General features: G+C 70.3%; 24 protein-coding genes and 1 riboswitch. Of the genes, 14 read left to right on the top strand and 10 right to left on the bottom strand.

Annotation, left to right across the window (positions count from 1 at the left end; translation table 11 throughout):
* The first annotated feature begins 42 nt into the window (after positions 1 to 42).
* A complete protein-coding gene (gene ilvD / locus ACT3UF_RS14305) occupies positions 43 to 1,800 on the top strand; it encodes a dihydroxy-acid dehydratase (RefSeq protein WP_441446061.1) in 1,758 nt (585 codons plus the stop codon).
* An 83-nt stretch (positions 1,801 to 1,883) separates the two neighbouring features.
* On the opposite strand, the gene ACT3UF_RS14300 is transcribed toward ilvD, so the two are convergent.
* The 6 genes from ACT3UF_RS14300 to ACT3UF_RS14275 form a co-directional block, all read right to left on the bottom strand.
* Complete coding sequence (locus ACT3UF_RS14300; protein WP_441446062.1) at positions 1,884 to 2,450, bottom strand: AAA family ATPase; 567 nt, start codon at positions 2,448 to 2,450, stop codon at positions 1,884 to 1,886.
* A gap of 1 nt (position 2,451) precedes the next feature.
* A complete protein-coding gene (locus ACT3UF_RS14295) occupies positions 2,452 to 3,228 on the bottom strand; it encodes a class I SAM-dependent methyltransferase (RefSeq protein WP_441446063.1) in 777 nt (258 codons plus the stop codon).
* 95 nt (positions 3,229 to 3,323) lie between these two features.
* Positions 3,324 to 4,481, bottom strand: coding sequence for a PEP/pyruvate-binding domain-containing protein (locus ACT3UF_RS14290; protein ID WP_441446064.1), 1,158 nt, complete (start codon positions 4,479 to 4,481; stop codon positions 3,324 to 3,326).
* Positions 4,481 to 5,077, bottom strand: coding sequence for a histidine phosphatase family protein (locus ACT3UF_RS14285; protein ID WP_442331724.1), 597 nt, complete (start codon positions 5,075 to 5,077; stop codon positions 4,481 to 4,483). Before ACT3UF_RS14285 ends, ACT3UF_RS14290 begins: the two co-directional genes overlap by 1 nt.
* Positions 5,074 to 5,724: a hypothetical protein gene (locus ACT3UF_RS14280; RefSeq protein WP_441446066.1), complete on the bottom strand. Its 651-nt coding sequence runs from the start codon at positions 5,722 to 5,724 to the stop codon at positions 5,074 to 5,076. Before ACT3UF_RS14280 ends, ACT3UF_RS14285 begins: the two co-directional genes overlap by 4 nt.
* The gene (locus tag ACT3UF_RS14275; protein ID WP_441446067.1) at positions 5,721 to 6,122 is read right to left on the bottom strand and encodes a hypothetical protein; all 402 of its coding nucleotides are present in this window, start codon (positions 6,120 to 6,122) and stop codon (positions 5,721 to 5,723) included. Before ACT3UF_RS14275 ends, ACT3UF_RS14280 begins: the two co-directional genes overlap by 4 nt.
* Positions 6,123 to 6,232: 110 nt before the next feature.
* On the opposite strand from ACT3UF_RS14275, the gene ACT3UF_RS14270 reads away from it, so the two are divergent.
* Entirely contained in the window at positions 6,233 to 7,009 is a 777-nt protein-coding gene (locus tag ACT3UF_RS14270) for a phosphotransferase (protein WP_442331723.1), read from the top strand.
* A gap of 71 nt (positions 7,010 to 7,080) precedes the next feature.
* Entirely contained in the window at positions 7,081 to 7,401 is a 321-nt protein-coding gene (locus tag ACT3UF_RS14265) for a hypothetical protein (protein ID WP_442331722.1), read from the top strand.
* Between the two features lie 18 nt (positions 7,402 to 7,419).
* On the opposite strand, the gene ACT3UF_RS14260 is transcribed toward ACT3UF_RS14265, so the two are convergent.
* Positions 7,420 to 8,139: a TetR/AcrR family transcriptional regulator gene (locus tag ACT3UF_RS14260; RefSeq protein ID WP_442331721.1), complete on the bottom strand. Its 720-nt coding sequence runs from the start codon at positions 8,137 to 8,139 to the stop codon at positions 7,420 to 7,422.
* A gap of 107 nt (positions 8,140 to 8,246) precedes the next feature.
* Between ACT3UF_RS14260 and ACT3UF_RS14255 the strand changes: the two genes are divergently transcribed.
* The 6 genes from ACT3UF_RS14255 to ACT3UF_RS14230 all read left to right on the top strand — a co-directional run bounded on the left by ACT3UF_RS14255 (position 8,247) and on the right by ACT3UF_RS14230 (position 15,372).
* Positions 8,247 to 9,227: an NAD-dependent epimerase/dehydratase family protein gene (locus ACT3UF_RS14255; RefSeq protein WP_442331720.1), complete on the top strand. Its 981-nt coding sequence runs from the start codon at positions 8,247 to 8,249 to the stop codon at positions 9,225 to 9,227.
* A 43-nt stretch (positions 9,228 to 9,270) separates the two neighbouring features.
* Positions 9,271 to 9,726: an SRPBCC family protein gene (locus ACT3UF_RS14250; protein WP_441446072.1), complete on the top strand. Its 456-nt coding sequence runs from the start codon at positions 9,271 to 9,273 to the stop codon at positions 9,724 to 9,726.
* A 128-nt stretch (positions 9,727 to 9,854) separates the two neighbouring features.
* Positions 9,855 to 11,192: a sensor histidine kinase gene (locus ACT3UF_RS14245; RefSeq protein WP_442331719.1), complete on the top strand. Its 1,338-nt coding sequence runs from the start codon at positions 9,855 to 9,857 to the stop codon at positions 11,190 to 11,192.
* On the top strand, positions 11,180 to 11,824 hold the full coding sequence (locus tag ACT3UF_RS14240; RefSeq protein WP_441446074.1) for a response regulator transcription factor: 645 nt from the start codon (positions 11,180 to 11,182) through the stop codon (positions 11,822 to 11,824). Before ACT3UF_RS14245 ends, ACT3UF_RS14240 begins: the two co-directional genes overlap by 13 nt.
* Before the next feature lie 567 nt (positions 11,825 to 12,391).
* Positions 12,392 to 14,221: a DUF222 domain-containing protein gene (locus ACT3UF_RS14235; protein ID WP_444592351.1), complete on the top strand. Its 1,830-nt coding sequence runs from the start codon at positions 12,392 to 12,394 to the stop codon at positions 14,219 to 14,221.
* A 65-nt stretch (positions 14,222 to 14,286) separates the two neighbouring features.
* Complete coding sequence (locus tag ACT3UF_RS14230; RefSeq protein WP_442331717.1) at positions 14,287 to 15,372, top strand: FAD-dependent monooxygenase; 1,086 nt, start codon at positions 14,287 to 14,289, stop codon at positions 15,370 to 15,372.
* Positions 15,373 to 15,426: 54 nt separating this feature from the next.
* Here the strand turns inward: ACT3UF_RS14230 and ACT3UF_RS14225 are convergent, their stop codons facing one another.
* Positions 15,427 to 16,026, bottom strand: a complete 600-nt coding sequence (locus tag ACT3UF_RS14225) for a class I SAM-dependent methyltransferase (RefSeq protein ID WP_441444120.1) — start codon at positions 16,024 to 16,026, stop codon at positions 15,427 to 15,429.
* A 177-nt stretch (positions 16,027 to 16,203) separates the two neighbouring features.
* On the opposite strand from ACT3UF_RS14225, the gene ACT3UF_RS14220 reads away from it, so the two are divergent.
* Complete coding sequence (locus tag ACT3UF_RS14220) at positions 16,204 to 17,538, top strand: glycosyltransferase (RefSeq protein WP_441444121.1); 1,335 nt, start codon at positions 16,204 to 16,206, stop codon at positions 17,536 to 17,538.
* Entirely contained in the window at positions 17,535 to 18,404 is an 870-nt protein-coding gene (locus tag ACT3UF_RS14215) for a PIG-L family deacetylase (RefSeq protein WP_441444122.1), read from the top strand. The genes ACT3UF_RS14220 and ACT3UF_RS14215 overlap by 4 nt, the downstream gene beginning before the upstream one ends.
* 67 nt (positions 18,405 to 18,471) lie before the next feature.
* On the opposite strand, the gene ACT3UF_RS14210 is transcribed toward ACT3UF_RS14215, so the two are convergent.
* A complete protein-coding gene (locus tag ACT3UF_RS14210; RefSeq protein ID WP_444608395.1) occupies positions 18,472 to 19,215 on the bottom strand; it encodes an endonuclease/exonuclease/phosphatase family protein in 744 nt (247 codons plus the stop codon).
* 5 nt (positions 19,216 to 19,220) lie between these two features.
* Entirely contained in the window at positions 19,221 to 20,279 is a 1,059-nt protein-coding gene (locus ACT3UF_RS14205) for an ADP-ribosylglycohydrolase family protein (protein WP_441444124.1), read from the bottom strand.
* 81 nt (positions 20,280 to 20,360) lie between these two features.
* Here ACT3UF_RS14205 and ACT3UF_RS14200 point away from each other — a divergent pair, with 81 nt between their 5' ends.
* The 3 genes from ACT3UF_RS14200 to ACT3UF_RS14190 all read left to right on the top strand — a co-directional run bounded on the left by ACT3UF_RS14200 (position 20,361) and on the right by ACT3UF_RS14190 (position 23,817).
* The gene (locus ACT3UF_RS14200) at positions 20,361 to 21,155 is read left to right on the top strand and encodes a hypothetical protein (protein ID WP_442331716.1); all 795 of its coding nucleotides are present in this window, start codon (positions 20,361 to 20,363) and stop codon (positions 21,153 to 21,155) included.
* 74 nt (positions 21,156 to 21,229) lie between these two features.
* A complete protein-coding gene (locus ACT3UF_RS14195) occupies positions 21,230 to 23,254 on the top strand; it encodes a M13 family metallopeptidase (protein WP_444501748.1) in 2,025 nt (674 codons plus the stop codon).
* Complete coding sequence (locus ACT3UF_RS14190; RefSeq protein ID WP_441444126.1) at positions 23,251 to 23,817, top strand: hypothetical protein; 567 nt, start codon at positions 23,251 to 23,253, stop codon at positions 23,815 to 23,817. Before ACT3UF_RS14195 ends, ACT3UF_RS14190 begins: the two co-directional genes overlap by 4 nt.
* Positions 23,818 to 23,907: 90 nt before the next feature.
* Positions 23,908 to 24,013: riboswitch (TPP riboswitch) on the top strand.
* The last annotated feature ends 37 nt before the right edge of the window (positions 24,014 to 24,050 follow it).

Here is a 24,050-nt window from a genome sequence, read left to right as displayed (position 1 = left end):
CCGGGGCTTCCCCGGTATGAGGACCAGGCATAGAGTCGGGCCATGACCGCCGACGACGCCCTCAGCACCGCAGACACTTCCTCCCCCGACGCCGACGCCACGTTCTCCGCCCCGGATATCAAGCCCCGCAGCCGCACTGTCACCGACGGGCTCGGCGCGACCGTCTCGCGCGGGATGCTCCGCGCGGTGGGCATGGGGGACGCGGACTGGGACAAGCCTCAGATCGGCATCGCGAGCTCCTGGAACGAGATCACTCCCTGCAACCTGTCGCTGGACCGGCTCGCGCAGGCGGCGAAGGACGGCGTGCACGCCGGCGGCGGCTACCCCCTGCAGTTCGGCACCATCTCCGTCTCCGACGGCATCTCGATGGGGCACGACGGCATGCATTACTCGCTGGTCTCCCGCGACATCATCGCCGACAGCGTCGAGACGGTGATGAGCGCCGAACGGCTCGACGGCTCGGTGCTGCTGGCCGGCTGCGACAAGTCCCTGCCCGGCATGCTGATGGCCGCTGCTCGCCTGGACCTGGCCAGCGTGTTCGTCTACGCGGGCACGATCATGCCCGGGCGCGTCACCTTCGAGAGCGGCGAGGAGAAGGACGTCACCATCATCGACGGCTTCGAGGCCGTCGGCGCCTGCGCCCGTGGACTGATGAGCCGCGAGGACGTCGGCCGGATCGAACGCTCGATCTGCCCGGGTGAGGGCGCGTGCGGTGGTTTCTACACGGCCAACACCATGTCGACGGCCGCCGAGGCGATCGGGATGTCGATCCCGGGCTCGGCCACACCCCCGTCGGCCGATCGCCGCCGCGATGCCGATGCCCGCCGCGCGGGCGAGGCCGTGGTGGAGATGCTCCGGCAGGGGATCACCAGCCACGACATCATGACCAAGCCCGCGTTCGAGAACGCGATCGCGGTGGTCCAGGCCTTCGGCGGCTCCACCAATGCGGTGCTGCACCTGCTGGCGATCGCCCATGAGGCCGACGTCGACCTCACCCTCGAGGACTTCGCCCGCATCGGCGCGAAGGTCCCCCACCTCGCGGATCTGAAGCCCTACGGCCGTTACGTGATGAGCGACGTCGACCACGTGGGCGGGATCCAGGTGGTCATGAAGACCCTGCTGAACGAAGGCCTGCTGGACGGGGACTGCCTCACCGTCACCGGCTCCACAATCGCGGAGAACCTCGAGGTCCTCGCCCCCCGCCCGGCCGACGGGAAGGTGCTGCGCCCTGCCTCCGCGCCGATCGCACCCACCGGCGGGATCACGATCCTGCACGGCTCGCTCGCCCCCGAGGGGGCGGTGGTGAAGTCCGCCGGCTTCGAGGAGGACGTCTTCGAGGGCACTGCCCGCGTGTTCGAGCGCGAGAAGCACGCGCTGGACGCCCTGAACGACGGCACCATCACCCACGGCGACGTGGTCGTGATCCGCTACGAGGGTCCCAAGGGCGGGCCCGGCATGCGCGAGATGCTCGCGATCACCGGCGCGATCAAGGGCGCGGGCCTGGGGAAGGACGTGCTGCTGATGACCGACGGACGCTTCTCCGGAGGCACCACGGGACTGTGCGTCGGCCACATCGCCCCGGAAGCCGTGGATGCCGGTCCGATCGCCTTCGTGCGCGACGGGGACCGGATCCGCCTGGACGTGAGCACCGGCGCACTGGACCTGCTGGTGGACCAGGCGGAGCTGGAGAAGCGCCGCGAGGGCTGGGAGCCGCTGCCGCCGAAGTTCACCAAGGGCGTGCTGGGCAAATACGTGAAGCTCGTGAAGTCCGCCTCGACCGGCGCGATCCTCGGGGACTGAGGACGGCGACGGGTGCGCGTCGGCCCGCGAGGACCAGCAGCCCGGCAGAGTGGACCTGCTCCCCCATCCCCCGGGCCGCAGCCTCAGAGCAGCGCGCGCAGCGCTGCAAGGGCCGATCCCCGGGAACCTCGTGCGTCGATCTGGTGCGCGCCGGGCCGCAGGGCGAGCACGTCCTGGAGAGCGCGGACCAGGTCGGCGGCGTCGTCCGGGCCCACGAAGGGGTCGTTGGCGGCCTGCTCGGGACGGTCAGGTGCGCTGCGGCGCGCCGCCAGCCGCTGGGCGAGCGCCGTCTCGTCCAGGACCAGCGCGGCCTCCACGAAGCAGGCGGCACTGTCCGCGGCGAGCTGCTCGAGCTCCTCGAGGAACGCAGTGCGTGCGAGGAACTGCCCGAGGACGACATCGTGCCCGTCGGCGAGGTGCCGCCGGATCATCGCCACGGCGAGGCGTCGCGCCTGGAGGCCCGAGGCCGTGAGGTCCTCGTCCCAGCGGCCCAGCGAGTGCTTGATCGCGTCGATGTCCAGGGCGAGCGCGCCGGGGCGCTCGGCCGTGAGCAGCGCGGCGAGGGTGGACTTCCCGCTGCCGGGGGCACCGTTCAGCAGCAGGAGCGTCGGTGCGGCGCGGCCGGGCACCGGCTCGGGGCTCCGCGTCATCTCAGGGCTGCGATGCGACGAGGACGAGTGAGCCCTCGTACTGCGGCAGGGTCCGCAGCGTGCCGTGCCGCGCGTCCCAGGCGCCGCTGTCGAGGTCGCCGCCCAGCTCTTGCGCGAAGTGCTCCGTGGCGTCCTCGGGCACGAAGCTCCATGCCGAGCAGGAGAGCCGAGCTCCCGGATCGAGCAGCCCCTCGGGCCGCCCGTAGTAGGCCTCGTTGAAACCGTCGGTGCAATCCAGCGGGATGGGGACGAGAACGCTGCGGGCGCGCCCGCCAAGTCCTGCCTCGAGCTCGTCGAGCCCCGGATAGCGGCGGGCCTCGGTGGCGGTCACCTCCGGCGCGTACTCGGTGAGCCAGAAATCTTCCACCCGCTGCGGATCACAGGTGAGGATCACGACCGGTCCCCGGGTGACCCTCCGCATCTCACGCAGTCCGGCCGCGGTGTCCTGCCACTGGTGCACGCTGAAGGTGGTCATCGCGGCGTCGAAGGAACGGTCCGAGAAGGGCAGGCTCTCGGCGGTGCCGTCGAGAGCGCGCGACAGGTGCCCGGGGCGCTGTGCACGCATCGACTCCGAGGGCTCCACCGCCGTGACCCTGCGGTCCGTGGGTTCGTAGGAGCCGGCGCCCGCACCGACGTTCAGCACCGTGCTCGCATCGCCGAGCGCCTCGGAGATCACCTCGAACAGGCGGGGATCAGGTCGGCGATACTGCGCGTACTCACGGCCGATCGATCCGTAGTCCGCGTCGCCCGCGCTGCCGTCCGAGGTTCTTGTGCCCATGGCGGCAACCTAGGCCCCGCTCGTAGGGGCGTCAATGGCACCGGCGCCGTGGGCATCGATCGCGGTCACGTGCGGGCTGTCCTGCCCGGAGGTCGTCATCGGCGGAGGATCCCCTGGTCCCCGTCGACGGTGACGACGGCGCCGTCCGGGATCGCTGTCACCGCTCCGGGGACCGCGAGGACGGCCGGGATGCCGAGCTCCCGGGCCACGATCGCCGCGTGCGAGAGCACGCCTCCGGTCTCCGTGACCACGGCCGCGGCGATTCGGAACAGCGGGGTCCAGGCGGGATCGGTGGACCGGCAGACCAGCACGTCACCCGGGCGCACCCGGCGGAAGTCCTGCGGTCCGCGCACGATCCTGGCCGTGCCGGTCGCGACGCCGCCGCTCGCCGGAGCGCCCTGCAGCGTCCCGTGCACCGGATCGCTGCGTTGCGGTGGGCGGGGCACCGGTGCCGTGATCGGCCGCGCCTGCAGCACGTGGAGCCGATCACCGCGCAGGACCCATTCGATGTCGGCAGCGGCACCGAGCACGGAGGCCACCTCATCCCCGAGCGAGATCAGCTCATGAACCTGAGCGTCGCTGAGGGACATCTCGTGCTGCTCCCCGTCCCCGGGCCGTCGCCCGAGAATGCCCCGTGCACCGATCCTCCAGGAGTCCGGAGTGACGACCCCGCTGACGAGCTGCTCACCGGGGCCCCGCACCGCTTCGAGCATCCTCTCCTCACCGGTGAACAGCACTCCGGAGACGTCCGCGTCGAGGTAGCGCTGCACGATCACCGCCATCTCCGGCGCGGTGGACTCCCCTGGCTCGCCCGCCCCTCGGTAGGCGAGTGCATGAGGTGACCATAGGGACGCCCAGCACCGGAGGATCGCCGCCTGGACGGCATCGCTCCCCTGGACCGGAAGGATGCTCTCGTGCTGGCCGGCGGCCGAGGCCCCGGCCGTGTCCTCGTTCGTGGCGGAGGAGCGGACTGCGACCTGGGCGCCAGCGGCACGTCCGGACTCCGTCCGCAGCAGGGGCTCGAGCGCGGCGACCACGGCGGCATCGAGTCGTCCGTGCCGGATCCGCTCGCCCAGCTCGGCGGCGGGGACGGTGTCAGGGCGGAGCCCATGATGGTCCAGGTGCCGGCGGTAGGCCTGGACGGACACCACGACGCCGGCCGGCACTTCGATCCCGACGCGCAGCAGAGCCCCCAGTGCGGCGGCCTTCCCTCCCGACGTCTCGGGGCGGGCATCGCGCAGGTCGTGGAGCATCAGCGCTCCGCTCCCGGCGCGGGAGCGGCGGCAAGACCCACCAGGTGCGAGCTCTCGCCGACGAAGTGCACGAGCGGAGGGCCGTCGTCGTACTCGATGACGGTGAGCGCCGCGTTCGGCATCCCGGCGAGGGACATCCAGCTCTCCGGCGGTGCGCCCAGCGCGTCGCGCACCATCCACGCGATGGAGTAGGCGTGGGTGATCAGCACCTCGTGCGTCGGCCGTGCCTCGGCGGTGTGCGCTCGGGCGAAGCGTTCGGTGAGGCTGCGGGCGATGCGCGACCCCGCGGCCGCTTCCTCCGCTCCGAAGCCGTCGAAGAACCCCGCCCAGGGAGGGGTCACGGCCGCCAGGTCAGGAACGCACGGGATGTGGTCGATGAGCTCCGCCGCCTCGTCCACCAGCACGTGAGGAAGGCTGCGGGCGATCACCGCTGCGCTGTCGGTCGCGCGCGGCAACGGGGAGTGCCAGACCACGTCGATCGGGCAGCCCGCGAGCCGGCGTCCCAGCCTGCGGCACTGCTCGCGTCCGCGCTCGGTGAGCACGCCGAGCGCATCGGCCTCACCGTGTCGGGCGAGGTAGAGGGTGCGCCTGGTCATCGCGCGCTCTCGTTCATCTGGCCCTCGCCCGTGGAGGATCGCAGATCCTGATGGAGCTCGGCCCAGACGGCATGGCAGGACAGGACTCCCACGCCGGTGACCCAGCGGAGGCCCTCGGTGCGTGCTCGACCGACCGCGATGTCGTACTGCGCCGGGTAGCGGCCGAAGCGGGGAAGGCAGTTCAGCAGCGGGGCGAGCAGGGAGCGCAGCTCCCGTCCGAGAGCGGTGAGCGCGGTGAGCAGCTGCTCGAGCTCCCGTGCCCCCTCGGCATCGGGCACGGCTTGCACGGGAGAGGTCGATCGCAGCTGCCACATCGAGACCGTCTCGACGAAGCGGGCATTGATCCCTGCCGGCCGCTCGAATTCGGTGCTCGTCGCGGACAGCACCTCACGTGCTCCCGCTCCGTCCACATCCCGCGCGAGCAGCACGGAGAGGTGGGCCCGCCCGAGGTCGGTGAGAATCCAGCCGTGGGCCTCGGCGAAGCTCAGGGGTTCCACGAGCCCGGTACGGGTGGCCTGGTCGATGACGGTGAGGATCTCGTCAGCGGGGAGCAGGGCGCGATCGGCGATGACGTCGGCATCGGCGAAGCCGGCGAGGCGCAGCGCCTGCAGGGTCAGCAGCTCGGTTCCCGAGCGCGCGGCGGTCATGCCGGATCGTGGCCGTCGGGGTCGCTCGCCGTCGGCCGCTGCGAGACCCGCTGGTATCGCTGCTGAGCCGCCTGCGGAGACTGCAGGCCGAGCGCTTCGGCGACCTCCGCCCAGGTCATGCCTTCGGCGCGTGCGGTGAGCAGGAGGGCGACCTCGAGCGAGTCCAGATCGGATCGGGCCGTTTCGATCATCGTCAGTGCCGCCTTCAGCTCCTCGGGCGAGGCGGCACCGTCGGCCCGGTTCGCCCGCCACAGGGCATAGCGGAGCAGGGTCGCGGCGTCCGGTGGCTCTGCCGGGTGCTGCCAGGGGCGCGGCGGAAGGTCCTGGGCACCGGCCGTCCGTAGGTGCCGCCGGGCGTCGCTGGGGGTCGCCGGGTCGCTCTCGGTGGTGTCATGCATGTCCCCAGCATTGACCCTCAACACCCTGTTGTCAACACGTTGTTGAGGATCCGGTCTGTGACCGACGTGCCGGGCACCTCGGGCCCTCATGGAACGACTACGGTCATCGGATGAGCATCGAGAACGGGCAGCCGCTCGAGGGCGGCAACGCCACCGCGGGCGTGGTCCGCGTCGGGGACACCGTGCGCAAGCCCTGGGGGCCGACGACACCGGCCGTGCACGAGCTGATGCGCACGGTCGCGGCGGCGGGGATCGATGTGCCCGCTGTCCGCGGCCGGGACCAGCAGGGTCGGCAGGTCCTCGAGTTCGTGCCCGGCACCTCCGCCCTCGATGCCCCTCCCCTGCGACTTGACGAGCTCAGGAGGGTGGGCCGGATGATCCGGTCGATCCATGACGCGAGTGCAGGATTCGCCCCGTCGGCCCCGGCTCCCTGGGACGCGCTGCTCCCGGTGCCGGAGGGTTCACCGGACCTGATCTGCCACGGGGACCTCACGCCGTGGAACCTGATCCTGGGCGAGCGCTGGGTCTTCATCGACTGGGATGGTGCCGCACCGAGCACCCGGCTGTGGGATCTCGCGTACTCCGCACAGGCCTTCACCCTGAACGATGTCGCCGAGGAGCCGGCCGCCGCGGCTCGTCGCCTGGCCGCCCTGATCGAGGGATACGGGGCCGACGCCGACCTCCGGGCACGACTGCCGCGCACGATGGCGGCCCGCGCCGAGGCGATGTGGACGATGCTGCGCGACGCCGACCGGGAGGGTCGTGAGCCGTGGGGTGCGATGTTCACCTCGGGCCATGGCGAGCATTGGCGGGACGTCGCCGACCACGTCAGGCGGCATGAGCCCGCGTGGGTGCGGGCCCTCTCCGATCTCGGTTCCGCCGGCTGACCGTCGCCAGGAGTGGCGAGCGCCGCGACGGGTTCCCGTGGGCTGTCACACCCCGTCCCTAGCCTCGGGGCATGTCTTCCTCAAGTTCGATCCTCGCGCACCCCGCCTCGGGCGGCACCGCCCATGCGGAGCGGGAGACGATCCGCGCCCTCCTGCTGGAACGTCGCCCGGATCTCGAGCGTCGGTTGCTGGTCGGGCCGAGCGGGGCCCTGCTGATCCCGCTGTCCACCGGGCGCAGCGTCGAGATCGGCCGGATGCGCCGGCGCGGGAGAGCCCGCTGGGTGGTGGTGACCCCCTCGGCCGACGGCGCGACGCTGCGGGAGCCGACAACGCTGGGCACCGTGGTCCGCGCAGCGCTGAGCGCTCTGCAGGAGGCCGAAGCTCGTCACTGACGCTCGACGGCAGCGTGGTCAGGCCGGCGTGATGACGTCCGCGAGCATCCGGACCTGGGCAACGAGGATGCGGTCGCCGACCGCTGCCGCATCGGCTCCGAGCTGTCCGAACACGTGCGCGCTGATCACCCCGACGAGGCTGCTCCACACGGTCAGCGCCGCGAACTCCGTGGCCGGCGTGGTCTCGATGCCGAATTCGACCAGATGGCTCTCCAGCAGCGCAGTGACCTCCGGTGCGAGGTCCGGCACTTCCCAGGAGGCGGCGGTGCCTTCGTGGGCGGCGTCGGCGGCGATGCGCAGCACCGCCTGCATCACCCGCGTGCCCTCAGCATTCGTGGCGTCCGCCGGCGCGCTGTAGTCGCGCACGGGGGTGCCGTACAGGAGCGTCCACCGCTCGGGGTGCGCGATCGCCCAGGAGCACATGCCGCCCCCGAGGGCGAGGAAGCGTGCGCGGGGATCGTTGTCGGCCGTCGCTCCGGCCGCCGCGACAGCGATGTCCACGGTGTCGGCCAGGTCGGCATAGGCATCGACGATCAGCAGGGTGAGCAGGTCATCCCGGCTGCTCACGTAGCGATAAATCGCTGAGGAGACCATTCCCAGGCCGCGGGCGATCTCGCGCACGCTCAGCCCCGCGACCCCCTGCTCGACGAGCTGCGCATTACCGAGCTCGACGATGCGCGCCATCGTGCGCTCGCGCGCGAGAGCCCTCGGGCCGGGAGAGCGAGGTGCGGGAGTCATGGCCGCATCCTCCCACACTACGAGAGCGGTGCTCTTGACTCGAAACCGAGAGCGGTGTTCACTGAACTCACGACATAGAGAGCAGTGCTCACATCTTGGAGGTCCTCATGCATCACCTCGTCATCGGAGAAGGACAGATCGGCCGCGCGATCATCGAGGGCGCCCTCACCGACGGGGACACCGTCACCGTGCTGCGCCGGACCGCGGTGCCGCCGGAGCCGGGTGTCCGCCGTGTCACCGGGGATCTTCTCGATGCCGGCGTGCTCGAAGAGGCGGCCTCCGGCGCCGAGGCGATCCATGCCTGCTTCCACGCTCCCTACGATGCGCGGGTCTGGGCGCGGGAGCTGCCGCCGCGGGAGCTCGCGGTGCTGGACACCGCGGCCTCGGCCGGCATCCCGGTGGTCTTCCCGGAGTCGATGTACGGATTCCAGGGCGGGGCCTCGGATCTCGCCGAAGGGTCCCCTCTGTCGCCGCGCGACGCCAAGGGAGAGATCCGTGGGCAGCTTCTCGCACAGCGTCGGATCCACGACGCCCGCACCCTCAGCCTCGTCGCCGCAGACCTGTCCGGGCCGACGACGGTGGGCACCGGCGCGGCCGTGGTGACCGCGATGCTCATCGAGCGGATCGCCGCGGGTTCGCGGCCGATCGTCGTCGGCGATCCCGCGGCGCCCCACGCCCTGACTTTCGTCCCAGATCTCGCCGCAGCCATGCTCCATGCGGCGCGGCATGCTGACCGCCTGGCTCCCGACGGCGACGCGGTGCTGCACGCACCCTCCGCACCCGCCCGTTCCCAGGCGGAGCTGATCACCGCAGCCAGCGCTCTCCTCGGCGCACGTGGGCGTCGGCCGCTGGTCATCCCCCGCCTCGCCGTGCGCGCGCTGGCACCGCTGAACTCCTTCGCCCGCGAGCTGCACGGCATCGCGGGGCTCTGGTACGCGCCGTGCGTGCTGCGGCCGGGGATCCTCACCACCCAGGAGGAGCTGCAGCCGACGAGCTGGGAGGACGCACTCGAGGCGACAGTGCGGGCGACAGCGCGGGCTATCGCTCGGGAGACCGGGCAGGTAACAGGGCACGCGGCGGTCGTCTGACCGTGCGGCGCGCCCGTCGGCCGCTCCTGCTAGCGTCGCGCCCATGAGCGACAGCGCACATCAGATCGATGCACAGCAGACCGACGGCACGACGGCCTCCGCGGGCGCCTCCCGTCACCTCGACATCGTCATCGAACGCCCCTGGCGCGAGGTCTACGAGTTCGCGAGCGATCCGCGGAACCTGCCCCGCTGGGCAGCAGGGCTCGCCGGCGGCGAGGTGAAGCGCGACGTCACCCAGTGGTCGATGAGCTCACCGATGGGGCGCGTACTGGTCAGCTTCGTCCCCGAGAACGAGTACGGGGTCATGGACCACACCGTCACCCTCCCCAGCGGTGAGTCCGTGCTGAACCCGCTGCGCGTGCTGGCGCTGGACGAGACCCGCTGCGAGGTCGTCTTCACCCTGCGCCGCGGCACGATGTCCGAGAGCGACTTCGCGGAGGACGCCGCGGCGGTCGCCGAGGACCTCGTCATGCTCAAGGAGATCTGCGAGCAGCGGTGAGCCGCCCCGAGCCGGGCCGGTCCCCGATCTGGACCAGCACCGGACCTGAACCGATGTCGGGCCAGCCCGACAATCGCTGACCTGGTGCCAGGATCGGGCGCGCGGTCCATCGCCGCCAGAGTGGAGACATGACCACCATGACCTTGCCCGAGACGCTCGACGCACCTCCCCCGCAGGCCGCCACACCGCTGCAGCGCTGGTCCGTCGGCCGCTGGGCCGCCCCGATCGGTCGCTTCCTCGCCTACTCGCTGATCGCCCTGCTGCTCGGGGCGATCGGCTTCTCGCTCGTCCTCGCGCTGCTCATCGCAGGCGTCTCGACCGTGATCGTCTGGGTGGGCCTGCCGATACTGATCGGTGGCGTGCTGCTCGCCCGCGGATTCGCGGCGGCCGAGCGCGCCCTGCAGTCCTCGATCCTGGACACAGAGCTGCCGACGCCCGCGCCCCGGGCCGCCCCCGCAGGCGCCGGCTGGATGCGCCGCCTCATCACTCCTCTGACAGACCCTCAGAACTGGCTGGACTCGCTGTGGGTGCTGGTGAACTTCCTCCTGGTGCTGATCACCTTCCCCCTCGCGATGGCCTGGACCGTCGGAGCCATCGCCACGGTGGGCGGGCCCGTCGCGACCCTCATCCTCGAGCAGGTGCTGCCGCCCGCCGACAACAGCGGCCTCGGCGAGCTGTTCGGGGTGCCGGAGCCATACGCACTCCCGGTAGACATGGCCCTGCAGTTCCTCATCGGCCTGCTGTTCCTGCTGACCCTCGGCCCCGTGGTGCGCGGCCTGGCCGCACTGCACCGAGGCGTGGCCCGCGGCATGCTGAGCTCGCGCTACCACGAGCAGCAGCAGCTGCTGCGCACCGAGCAGTCGCGCGCAGCCGGCCGCACCGCCGAGTCCACCGCCCTGCGCCGACTCGAACGGGACCTGCACGACGGCCCCCAGCAGCGCCTCGTACGTGCCTCGATGGACCTCGCCCGCGTCGAAGCCCTCGCGGCGAAGGACCCGGCAAAGGCCCAGGCCGTGCTGCGCGAGACGCGTGAGCAGCTGGGGCTGACCTTGGACGATCTCCGTCGCCTCTCCCGCGGGATCGCCCCGCCGGTCCTGGTCGATCGCGGACTCGCCGCGGCACTCACCGAGCTGGCAGCGATCTCCCCGATCCCCACGACGATCGAGAGCCCCGAGCTGACACTTCCCGAGCACGTCGAGATCGGCATCTACTACGTGGTCTCCGAAGCACTGACCAACGCTGCCAAGCACTCCGGTGCCGCCGGCATCGTGGTGGAAGTGGCACGAATCGGGGATGATGCCTGGGTGAGGATCGAAGACGACGGGCGCGGAGGCGCCGAGATGCGCACCGGCGGCGGCCTGGCAGGGCTCGCAGGCCGTGTCGCCTCCCTGGAGGGACGCCTGACGGTGACCTCGCCACCCGCACACGGAACCCGAATCGAGGCCGTGATCCCATGCGCATCCTGATCGCCGACGACTCCGCGCTGATCCGTGAAGGACTGCGCCTGGTGCTCGAGGAGGCCGACCACACGGTGGTGGGCACCGCCGCGACCGGCACGGAGCTGGTGGTGCGCGCCCTCGAACTCCGGCCGGACCTCGTGATCTCGGACATCCGGATGCCACCCAGCCACACCGATGAAGGCCTGCGTGCCGCGCAGCAGATCAGAGCACAGTGGCCGGGAGCACCGATCGTGCTGCTCAGCCAGTACGTGGTGGTCGGCTATGCGACCGAGCTGATCGAGTCCGGGGCCAGCGCCACGGGCTACCTGCTGAAGGACCGGATCTTCGACATCCGCTCCTTCCTCGAGTCGATCGAGCGAGTCGCCGCGGGAGGCGTCGCGATCGACCCGGACGTGGTGGGACAGGTGATCTCCTCCCGCCGGCGCACGCCGCTGGACGAGCTCACCCCGCGCGAGCGCGAGGTGCTCGAGCTGATGGGCGAGGGCCTGACCAACGCGGGGATCTCCGAGCGGCTCTTCATCAGCGGGGGTGCGGTGGAGAAGCACACCCAGCGCCTGTTCGCGAAGCTCGGACTCAGCGAGGACTCGAGTGTGCACCGGCGGGTCACCGCAGTGCTGACGCTGCTGGGCGGCAAGTGACCGTTAGCTGACTGACGGAGCTGCGGGGGAAGGTGGCTGCGGTGGCTGCGGTGGCGTCAGCAGACACAGCTTGCACCGTGGCGACCTTCACCGAGAGCCTCAGCCGGGGAGCCCTCAGCTGGGCTCCGTTGGCGGAGGTGACGGGTCGAGATCGAGCCCGCCAGACAAGACCCACGGATCCTCCCCAGTGCGACTTATCCACAATTCCTCCGGCATTCTTGACTGAAACGAATTGCCTGATTCTGCGTAGGCCCTTCCGGAATTAGGCGACCGCAGGCCCTCGGGGATTTCCCATGACGTGCCTCCCGCACTCGCAACGCCTGGCCTTGCCGTAAGAACAGCCTTGGACGGGGCTGCGCCAGGTCACGGCGCGGGGAGACCAGACGTGACACCCGTACGATCACCCGCGGGGCCCAGCGGCGAACAGGACCCACATGGACACGCGACCCTTCCTCCACCGAGCCCACATATCCACATTGTTATGCACATTTCTTTCCCCTCGACAGCGTTGTCCACATATTCCAGCTGGGGGTGGTCGACGCATTCGAACCTCCGTACGATCAAGGCATGGATGCAACGACGCAGCACGGCAACGGGGAGGACCCCGGTGAGGATGAGTCTCGCCGGGCTGACGCCACGTCGTCGACGGATGCCCTGTCCGCTGTGGCCGCACATCTCACCCGGATCGAGGCGAGCAGCGAGGCCCGCGCCGTGCTTGCGCAGATCCTCACTGCGACGTTCGTAGCGTTCTCCCGCACCAGTTCGGTTCGCGACGCTCTTCCTGACACGGCACCGGACTCCCCTGGCGAGGCTCTCGCCGTCCTTGCCGGAATCGATCATCTGTGCGCCTCGCTGGCTGCGATGGACGCCGCCTGGCAGGTTGCAGCCGAGCAGAGGATCCGGCGCAGCGATGCGGAGCGCGGGGTGGCAACCGCCTCGCAGGGCAAGGGCGCCAGCCACGAGATCGCCCTGGCCCGTCGAGTCACCCCGGCCGCGTCCTCCTTCTCCCTCGCCTCCGCACGGCGGCTGATCCAGCACATGCCGCGCACGATCAACGGCCTCTGGGAAGGGTCCGTCACGGCGCAGCAGGCCTCCACGGTGGCGGGCGCGCTCTCCACCGCTTCGCCGGCCACCTGTGCACGTCTCGACGAGATCCTTGCCGAGGCCCCTCAGGTCCTGTCCGGAAAGGGCCACAAGAGGCTGCGCGAGGACATCGACGAGATGATCCAGAAGCTCGAGCCGGAGACCTCGCGTCAACGGGCCGAGCGCGCTGCGCGAGAGCGGCACGTGACGATGACTCCGCTGGTCGACGGGATGGCGCGCGTTTCCGCCGTGCTGCGCGCGATTGACGCCGTCGGGATGATGCAGGCCCTGAGCACGCAGGCCGAGTCACTGCGCGCTGCCGGGGAGAAGGCTTCAGTGCCCGCGCTCGAAGCCGATCTGCTGGTCGACGCCGTGCTGCATCCGCATCCTGCGGAGCAAGCATCGGATGGAATGGAAGCGAGCTCCGCGCCGCGCCGTCCTCGTCCCACTCCCCACATCGAAGTAGGCATCGTCGTCTCCGATACGGCTCTGCTGGGCCGCGATGACGATGCCGAGAGCGCACGGCTTGAGGGATATGGAGTCATCCCCGCCCACATCGTCTCCGACACCTTGCAGGGCAGGCCACCGGGTCACCTGCGCCATACCGAGCCGGAGCATCCTGATGAAGAGGTCAGCGCGTTCTATCGACGCCTCTACACCAGCCCCCGCACCGGCGAGCTGATCGCGATGGAATCTCGATCGCGGGCGTTCCCCGCCGGCCTGGCGCGGATGATTCGATGGCGGGACACCACCTGCCGCACGCCCTGGTGCAATGCGAAGATCCGCCAGAGCGACCACGTCATCCCCCATCACCGCGGCGGTCCCACCAGCTACGCGAACGGGCAGGGGCTGTGCGTGCGCTGCAACCTGCTCAAGGAGCATGGACTGTGGGTGATCGTCCGGTGGAATGCGACGGGTGCGATCCCGACTGAACCGGTCTCGCAGACGGAGACGTCACAATATGAGACGTCACCGACTGAAGCCTCACAGCCTGAGCCTTCACAGCCGGAGACCTCGCAGGCGGACAGGCCACCGATCGCCTGGTTCTGGTCGAGTCCGCATGGAGCCCAGGGCATTTCGTATACGCCCGCGATGCTCACCCCGCGGGCTCTCCCAGAGGAACGCCCGGATCTTCCCGGAGCAGACGGACCGGACGCTCCAGATGAACCCGATGCACCAGATGCACCAGATGCACCAGATGCACCTGATGCACCTGATGCACCTGATGCACCTGATGCACCACCGGATCAGCATCTTCCATCGGCCGAGCCACCACCGGATGAACTACCACCGGCGGATCCCGCCCCCGCCTAGAGCTGCCAGCTCTCTACGATGGGGCTGGATGTCACCTGCCCTCCCTCGACTCCGGAGTCGTTTCCATGCCGCCAGTGCTCACGGTCCGCATCCTCGGTGCGGGAGTCTCCGGGCTGGCCTCCGCGATCCGGCTCGCTGCAGACGGTCACCGCGTAGAGCTGGTCGACGAGAGCTTCACGATCCCCGCTGTCGGCACAGCGCTGGTCCTGTTCAGCGCGGCGCGACGGGCGCTTGAACGTCTCGGGGTGTGGGAGGAGGTGTCAGCCGTGGCCGCAGCCCCCGAATCCGGCACGCTGCGAGCGGCCGACGGGCGCATCCTGCTGACGATGCCCGCTGGTGACGCCGTGCTCATCTCGCGCTCCGATCTGGTGCGGATCCTGTTCGAGGCGCTCCCACCCACCGTGCACCTCGTACGTCGGCGTATCGAGGACGTCCGTCCGTTGCGCGCGGGAGCGGACCTCCTGGTCGGCGCAGATGGCGTCCATTCCCTGGTACGCCGCTCTGGATGGCCCTGCACCCCGGAGGCTCGATCGCACGGAATAACCGTCCTGCGCGGCATCACAGAGCTCTCCCCGCCGGAGATCTCCGAGACCTGGGGTCGCGGATGGCTGTTCGGCATCACCCCGCTGCCCGGCAATCGCACCAACTGGTTCGCCTGCGTGCCGGAGCATCGCACTGACTCGCGTGCCGAGGACCTCGCGCACCTGCACGACGTGGTGGGCGGTCATCGCGAGGAGATCGATGCGGTTCTCAGAGCCGCCACTGCGCACTGCACACTCGTCCACGGGATCCACACCGCACCGGCGCTCAGTCCGGTGCGGGAGAACGTCGTGCTGCTGGGCGATGCCGCGCATGCCATGGCGCCGAACCTCGGGCACGGGGCGAATACAGCGCTCCATGATGCTGACGCCTTGGGAACGTCATTGCGCCAGGCGCTGCATGGTCGCACCGCAGCTCGTGCGACGTCGCCGGTGCTGGTACGGCGCGCACTGCATCTCTACAAGCTGCGCCGGGCCCTCCCTGGGCAAGGGTGGCGCGTGGCGTCGGAGCTGATGATGGATCTCGCGATGACGAACGAGCACGCGGATCTGCGTGACCGGGTGCTCGATGGGGTCGGGATGCTCAGCGCGAGATCCTCTCCCGCGCGGTGACCCTCGGCTGGCCCGGTGCAACCGGCCCAGAAAAGCTACCCCAGAAGAACTGGCTCAGTGCAGCTTGCGAGCGAGGGTCGTGATGACGTGCCAGTGCTTCTTGTCGGCCAGGAATCGTCCGTCCTCGTCGCGGATCGAACGGTCCATGACCTGGAAGCCGCGGAACATCGCGTCGATCTGCTCGAGCGGCAGGGTCGCCACGTCCGGGCGCTCCGCCCACGAATCGTTGGTGCCGAAGAAGTCGACCGCCATCACGCCTCCGCGAGGCAGCGCATCGACCAGCTTCCGCCAGACTCCCGGCAGCGCGGCCGGACCCAGCAGGCCGAGCGTGTACGTCGAGTAGACGATCTGAGCAGAAGGGAAGGCAGGGACGGTCGCGATATCGCTGTGGTGGAACTGCACCGAGCCGGTCATCCGCTCGTTCTCCACGAGCCGGGCGGCGAGAGTGTCGTCGCTGTCGTAGGCGTGCACGGTCCAGCCCTGGCGTGCGAATTGAAGAGAATCCGCTCCCGCGCCGGCACCGAGGTCGAGCACGGTCCCCGGCCTCCGGGAACCCCCCGCTGCAGCGATCGCCTTCGACACCAATCGGCGGGCAGGACGGCCCGCCGCGTGGGCGTTCAACGCAGCCCAGTCAACCTTCTCCGCCGTCTCCATGCGTTTCAGACTCCCACCTTGTTGTTGCCCGTTTCAACTTCCCGTGACGCAAGCCGCCCCAAGTTTCGTCTAGGGCGAACACAAGGCCCTCGTGTCCACTGCTCCCCCGCCCCGCCGCTGTGCACTAGAACAAGCTCGAACAAGAAAGCACCGTCCGGCGCGCCTAGGATGGCGGGCATGTCGGCCACCTCTTTGCGCATCGCTGCGGTCTCCCTCCACACCTCGCCGCTCGAGGCTCCCGGAGGAGCGGACGCCGGCGGCATGAACGTTGTGGTGCTCGAGCAGTCACTGGCACTCGCCCGTCTGGGCCATCACGTCGATCTGTTCACGCGCCGCACCGACCCCGCCGCCCCAGCCGTGGTGGAGATCGCCGACGGGGTTCGTCTGTTCCACCTCGACGCGGGCCCTGCCTCCCCTCTCGCCAAGAGCGAGATGGAGCAGACGATCACCCCCTTCCGTGCGGCCCTGCGCGAAGCCCTCACCGACTGTGCACCTGGCCAGGAAAGGGACGGGAGCGGTAGCGGGAACCCGGACGAGAACGGGAACAGGAACGGAAACGGGAACGGGAGCAGCGACGCGAGTGAGGGACCACGCGCAGTGGACTGGGACCTCATCCATTCCCACCACTGGTTCAGCGGGGTCGCCGCGCTGCCCCTTACTCGTGAGCTGGGCATCCCCCACCTGCAGTCCTTCCACTCCGTGGCCGCTCCCGAGGGATCCAGCACGCTGGAGGCCGGTGAGCCTGCTGAGTCCTCCGGGAGGATCCCGGGAGAGCAGTTCGTCGCCACCGGCTCTGATCTGGTGGTCGCCGTCTCGGAGGCCGAGGCGCGCACGATCGGCGAGCGCTACGGCGTGCCGGGATCGAGGCTGACCGTCGTGCGCCCCGGGGTGGATATCGATCGGTTCCGTCCCTGCTCGGATCTCACCGAGCGGCGGGAGCGCCCCACGCTGCTGTTCACCGCACGTCTGCAGCCGCTCAAGGGTCCGGATCTCGCCCTCGAGATCCTCGCGCATCTGCCTCGTGAGCTCGGAGCCCGCCTGGTGCTCGCGGGGGGCGTCTCGCAGGACTTCGCGGGCTATGCCGAGCAGCTGCGAGCTCAGGCTCGGGACCTCGGCATCGAGGACCAGATCGACTTCGTGGGATCGCTGGATCGTGACCAGCTCGCCGAGACGATGCGCTGCGCGGGAGCTCTGCTGCTGACCAGCTGGTCGGAGACCTTCGGACTCGTCGCCCTCGAAGCGCAGGCCAGCGGTACCCCGGTGCTCGCCTGGCGCTTCGCCGGCGGAGTGCAGGAGGCCGTCGACCCCGCAGGGCTGGTGCTGGACAGCCGTGACCCCGATGTCTGGGCTGAGACGCTGCAGTCCCTGCTGCGGGACGCCGACGGCTACCGCGATGCCGTCAGCTCCGCCCGCGAGTTCGCCGCCACCCGCACCTGGGAGGCCACAGCCCGGATCCTCGAGTCGCAGTACTCCCGGCTGCTCGAAGATCGTGCCGCCGAGGAGACGTCATGAATGCTCCCGCTGCCTTCCCCGCCGCTGCCCTCGCCGTCGACCCCTGGGAGCTGCTGGACTCGGCTCGGCTGGTCCTCGCGGTCCACGCCCATCCCGATGACGAGTCCCTCTCCACTGGCGCGCTGCTCGCTTCCCTGGTCGCCGCCGGCACTCAGGTGGTGCTGGTGACGGCCACACGCGGGGAGGAGGGCGAGATCGTCACGGGATCAGTGGCCGCCGACGACCCCCGCCCGATCGAGGAGATCCGAGAGCACGAGATCGAGGCGGCGACCCGCGCGTTGGGGATCCTCGAGCGGCATTGGCTCGGCACCGCCCCCGCTCTCGCCTCAGGGGCGAAGCCGCGGCGTTACCGCGACTCAGGCATGCAGTGGGTGCGCGAGGGCCTGGCCGGCCCCTCCGAGACCGCAGGTGCCGACAGCTTCTCCCATCGCCCCCTCGAACACGCCGTCGAGGACCTCGCGGCACTCATCACCCAGCTGCAGCCCGATGCGGTCATCGGCTATGACGACGCCGGCACCTACGGGCACCCGGACCACGTGCGCGCCCACCACGTCACCGCTGGCGCCTGCGCCCGCACCGGCACGCCCATGGTGGAGGTCGCCAGCGGGGCCCCGGCGGAACCGAGCGACCGACAGGCAGCGTCTGTGTCTGCCGGGTCCGGAGGCGGGGACGGGGCCAGGACCGGGGCCGACGGTTTCTTCTGGCGCGAGCATCCGGCATCCGCTGAGTCTGTGCGCCGTGCGGTTGATGCCTACCGGACCCAGCTCACCGTCGTGGGTGAGGTCCCCGGGGGCATCGCCATCCGCCACGTGGGGGGCCAGGAGGATGTCGTCGAGCTGCGGACGGGGCTACGGCTGGGCCGCTGACGGGGCTGCGCTGGGCCGCGGGAGGGGCTGCGGTGGGCCGCTGACGCTCAGCGTCAGCCTCCCGGCGTCAGAGCGAGATGCTCAGCAGCGTCGGCAGGTGATCGGAGGCTCCCGACAGCCGCTCTTCGCTCACCCGCTCGGTGGCTCGCACTGCACGCGCTTCCTGCACGGTCACCCCAGCGGTGGTCAGGATCGCGTCGATCCGCCTCGCCGGGGAGGCTGCAGGGAAAGTGTGCTCGGCCTGGTCAGCCGGATCAGTCAGCAGCGGCGCGAGGAAGCGCCGTGCACTGCCGCTGGCCGTCTCGTTGAGATCCCCTCCCACGATGACGGGGGCTCCCGCTCCCCGCACCAGTGCCGCGAGATACTCGGCATGTCGCATCCGGTTGTCCTCCTGGAGCGCGAGGTGCGTCGAGGAGAGCACCACCGCTCCTCCGCCCGGCACGGAGAGCCGCACCGCAGCGACCCCGCGCGGGTAGGTGGAGTTCAGGTCCGACACCGTCTGCGCGACCGGGTGCGCACCGCGCCGGATCACCTGCGCCGCCACCTCGTCGGTCGCGAGGATCGCCAGCCCGCGGCCGCCTGCGCCGCCGACCAGGATCCGGCGATCGATCTGCCGTGCGAACCAGCGCAGTCGCGCCGTCGGCAGCACGAAGCGCGGAGCCTCCTGGATCAGCAGCACGTCGGGCTGCAGATCCTGGACGGCTTCGATCAGAGCGGACAGGTCCCCTCGCAGCTCCCACAGGTTCCAGGTGAGGATCCGCAGAGCCCAGGGGGCCTGTTGAGAAGCCGCCGGTCGTGAAGTCGCGGACACCGGCATCACACGTCCTCCGCGTGGTCGGGGACCATCGGGGCGATCACCCGTTCGACCAGGCCCTTGAGCTCATCCATCTCGTACCCGGGCCAGCCGAACAGCGTGCGTCGCCACTCCGGCGGCACCGCCTTGTAGCCGAGCGCGCCGCCGATCAGAGAGCCGGTGATGCAGGCGACCGTATCGGTGTCATAACCGGAGCGTGCGGCCGCTTCGAGGGCTGCGACCAGGGCATCGCGCTGATCGAACTTCCCTTCAGGAATCGGCGAGACTCCCGAGATCGCCGCCCAGGCGGCCTGGAAGGCACCGACCACCCATCCGTTGCGGCGGAACATCGCGGGCGTCGACTCCTCGGCCTCTTCGATCCGCTCGACCCACTGCTGGCGGCTCTCCTCAGGCAGCTCGGACAGGCCCACGCGCACATCGACCTCGCCGGTGAGGACCGCGTGCCGTACGGCCAGCCCCCACAGGACGCAGGCCTCGATCGTGTCCTGATGCACGTGTGTCAAGCAGCACACTGCCTCGATCGCCTCGACCGCATCCTCGACAGGCGAGAGCAGGTACGGGAGCACCGAGGCATGCGCGCGCATCAGCGAGCCGTTCCCGGCGGAGGCCGGCAGCTCCTCGAACGTCGAGGCAGCGGCCGCGCGGAAATCCTTGGCCCGCGGGGCGTAGTGGCCGTCCACCCGGGCAAGATCAGCAGCGGCGCGCACGACCTGGGAAGTGAGGGTGCCGATGTCAGGGGTGCCGAGCGACCACGAGTACCACTCGCGCGCGATGTGGTCCTGCGCCGTGTCGATGCGCAGGTCATGCCGGTCCGACGCCGCCACGGACGCCTCGAGCACCACGATCGCCATCGCGGTGTCGTCGGTCCACTCCCCCGGCTGCCAGCCCAGCACGCCGCCGCCGATCATGCCGATCTCCTCGGAGTCGAGCACGGGCGGCTGGAATTCGTACGGGGCGCCCAGCGCGTCGCCCGTCGCGGCCGCCACGACAGCGCCGATCGCACGCTGCCGCTGAGCGGCGGACAGGCCCGCCTCGCTGGTGTTCATCGCATCCGTCGCCACGCCCCCATGGTTCCACACCCCCGCTGGACGACCTCACCTGCGTCCATCCCGCTACCCTGGTGGGGACCCAGAAGGAGCTTCATGACCGACTCGCCCGCAGCGCCCGCAGCGCACTGTGACGACCCCCATGACCACACCGGCCACGACCACCCTCCCACGGGTGCAGATCTGGTCCGGGATCTGGTCAAGGGTCTGTCGATCCAGGCGCTGCTGATCCCCGCACTCGGCATCCTGCTGCTCGTCGCGATCCTGCCGTTCGCACCCGTGAGCCCCGCTCCGCTCCTGCTCGGATTCGCCCTCGGCGCTCTCCAGCTGATCTCGCTGGTCGCCACCAGCCTGTTCGTGGCGCGCACCCGCAAGCAGCTGGCGATCAACCCCGGCCTGCTCGCCGTGCGCAGCGTCGTCGACGAGCTGCTGCGCGTCGCCACGGTGCTGCTGGCCATACTGCTGTGGCCGGGGGACATCCGGACTGAGCTGGGCATCTGGATCGGTGCCGGCTGCGCGCTGGTCTGGCTGGTCCTCGCCACCGCGCAGACCATCACCACCCGGCAGCGGATCGCCCGCCCCGGTGACTGGTCGAAGGCTGCGATCTCCACCCTGCTGGCGCAGCGGGTCGGAGCCCGCTCCACGGTGGTCATGCGGCTGCTGGACGTGCTCGGCACCGTGCTTTTCCAGGTCGGCGCGACCGTGCTGGTGATCCTCTCACCGGTGCTGGTGATCGGCACTGCGGTGCTCTCGATCGGCACCGGGCTGTCCACCCTGGTGCTCCAGCGCCGTGCCCCCGCTGAACGCTCTCGCACCCCCTGGGCCTATGCTCCGCTCGCCCTCGGAGTCCTGACCGTGGCCCTCGCCGCGCTCGGGATGGGTGCTTTCTGAGCTCCTGCTCCCTGAGCATCTTTCCCCGCACTTCGCATTTCACTCGTACCCCTCACCCCTCGCAGGAGCCGATGATGACCACTGCCCCCACCTCCACGACCCGCCTCTCGGGCCTCTCCCTGGACCAGGTCGACGAGTCCGTCCGCATTCAGGACGACCTGTTCGGCCACGTGAACGGGCGGTGGCTGCGCGAGCACGAGATGCCAGCGGACCGCTCGAGCGACGGCGCCTTCCATGCCCTCCGGGATCTCTCCGAGGAGCGGGTGCGGGAGATCATCGAGGAGGCGGCGGCGGATGCGGCCGACGCACCGAGCGGGGAGGTCCCGACCACCGACCACGGCCGTGTGGGCGCCCTGTACCGGATGTTCATGGACACCGACGCGATCGAGAAGGCCGGCTTCGGGGTGCTCGACGAGCTGCTCGACACGATCACCTCCACCACCGACCTCGAGGCCATCACCCGCACCATGGCCGCCCCCGACTCAGGGGCCTCGGCGCTGCTGTCCTACGTCTGGACCGACGACCGCGACTCCACGAACTACCAGGTCAAGATCCATCAGGGCGGGCTGGGCCTGCCGGATGAGTCCTACTACCGCGAGGACAGCTACGCCGAGATCCGCGAGGCGTACGAGGGTCACCTCGCCCGCCTCTGCGATCTCGCCGGGCTGCCCGGCAGGGACGGGCTGGTCGCCGGCGGCGCCGAGGACCTCGCCCGCGCCGTGATGGACTTCGAGACCCGCCTGGCCGGCTGCCACGTGGACGTGGTCCGTCTGCGCGACCGGGAGAAGTCCTACAACCCGATGGATTCCGCCGCGCGCCGCGAGCTCGCCCCCGCCTTCCCCTGGGAGGCCTACATCGAGGGCACCGGTGCTCCGGCACGGGCCTTCGAGGTGGTCTCCGTGAGCCAGCCCGAGTACGTCTCCGCCGCGGCGGAGCTGCTGGCGGGAGAGGACCTCGCGGTGCTGCGCACCTGGCTCGCCCTCCACGCCGTCTCCTCCTACGCGCCCTACGGGCCGGCCGCACTCGTCGAGGAGAACTTCGCCTTCTCCGGCCGCGTGCTCTCCGGTGCTGAGGAGCTGCGGGAGCGCTGGAAGCGCGGCGTCGCCTTCGTCGAAGGCACCGCCGGTTTCGCCGTCGGCCGCGAATACGTCGCCCGCCACTTCCCCACCTCCCACAAGGAGCGGATGACCGAGCTGGTCGAGGCGCTGATGAACGCCTACCGCGACTCCATCGAGCAGCTCCCGTGGATGACTCCGGCGACCCGCGAGAAGGCGCTCGCCAAGCTCGAGAAGTTCACGCCGAAGATCGGCTACCCCGAGGTGTGGCGCGACTACGACGGTTTCGAGATCGTCCCCGGCGACCTGGTGGCCACCGCCCGCGCCTCCCGCCGCTTCGAGGCGGCCATCGAGTACGCGAAGGTGGGCGGCCCGATCGACGAGACCGAATGGCACATGACTCCGCAGACGGTCAACGCCTACTACAACCCCGGCCGGAACGAGATCGTCTTCCCTGCCGCGATCCTGCAGCCGCCGTTCTTCGATGCGGAGGCGGACGACGCGGTGAACTTCGGCGGGATCGGCGCGGTGATCGGGCATGAGGTGGGCCACGGCTTCGATGACCAGGGCTCCAAGTACGACGGCGACGGCAACCTGATCTCCTGGTGGACTCCCGAGGACCGCGAGGCCTTCGACACCCGTGCCGCACAGCTCATCGCCCAGTACTCCGAGCTCTCCCCCCGTGATCTCGACGAGTCCCATCGCGTCAACGGCGCGCTGACGATCGGCGAGAACATCGGCGACCTGGGCGGTCTCTCGATCGCTGTGAAGGCCTACCTGGCAAGTCACGACGCCGCTGACATCGACGTCGAGCTCGACGGATTCACCGGGCTGCAGCGCGTGTTCTGGTCCTGGGCCACCGTGTGGCGCGGGAAGAACCGTGACCAGGAGGCGATCCGTCGGCTGGCTGTGGACCCCCATGCGCCGATGGAGTTCCGCTGCAACACGGTGGTGGGCCATCTCGAGGAGTTCCACGCCGCCTTCGCGGTGACTGAGGGTGACGCCATGTACCGCGCGCCGGAGGAGCGGGTGACGATCTGGTGAGGCCCGAACCTCCGTTCTATGTGGGGCGCACCCGGCCCTCCTGGATCGGCTGGACCAGGATCGGGATCACTCTGCTGTTCGGCGTGATCCTTGTGCTGCTGATGTCCCAGCGCTCCAGCCTGCCGGGAGTTCTCCTGGTGGCGGCGCTGTTCCTCGCCCTGGCGGTGTGGACCTGGATGGGGCAGTGGACGCGCTTCATCGTGGATGAGCACGGCCTCACCGTGAGCCTGGGCGGCTTCCTGCCGCGCAGGCCGTGGCCGCTGTCGGAGTTCCGCACCGTGCAGCTGCGAGAGCTGCCCTCGTCACGCGCCGGGGTGACCCTCGGCGGTTACGGGTGGCGGCGCGGCACCGTGCTCACACCCCACGCCCAGGAGCTCACCCCTGTCGGGAAGCGGAAGGTCTTCACCGTGGACGAGCCGCGCGCCGCCTACCGGGTGATGGCCACCCGGCCCGGCCTGATGGTCGAGATCATCGGCCGCGGCTCCACCCACTTCATCATCTCGCCGGTCGATCCTCAGGCGACGGCCGAGGCCGTCGACCAGGCGATCCGCGCCCGCCTCTGAGCGGGTGCCGCCACGGCGCCGGGGCTGCTGCTCGGTGATGCCCCCGCGGCCCCGGTCAGGGCGCCCGTTGGGGTAGAGTGGCTCCTTGTCATCCACTGACAGGGGAGCACCGAGCGGTGCTGAGAGTGCGCACCAGGCGCAGACCCTCGAACCTGATCCGGCTCACACCGGCGTAGGGAGTCGGGATATCCGTGCGGCACCATCGGTGCTGGACGCCCCTTCCGTTGAGGAAG

Origin of the sequence: Brachybacterium sp. AOP24-D1-21, from assembly GCF_052378665.1 — a bacterium.
In the GTDB taxonomy this organism is placed as follows: Bacteria; Actinomycetota; Actinomycetes; order Actinomycetales; family Dermabacteraceae; genus Brachybacterium.
Note: the sequence above shows the minus strand (reverse complement) of the source record. Positions and strands in the feature narration are given on the sequence as shown.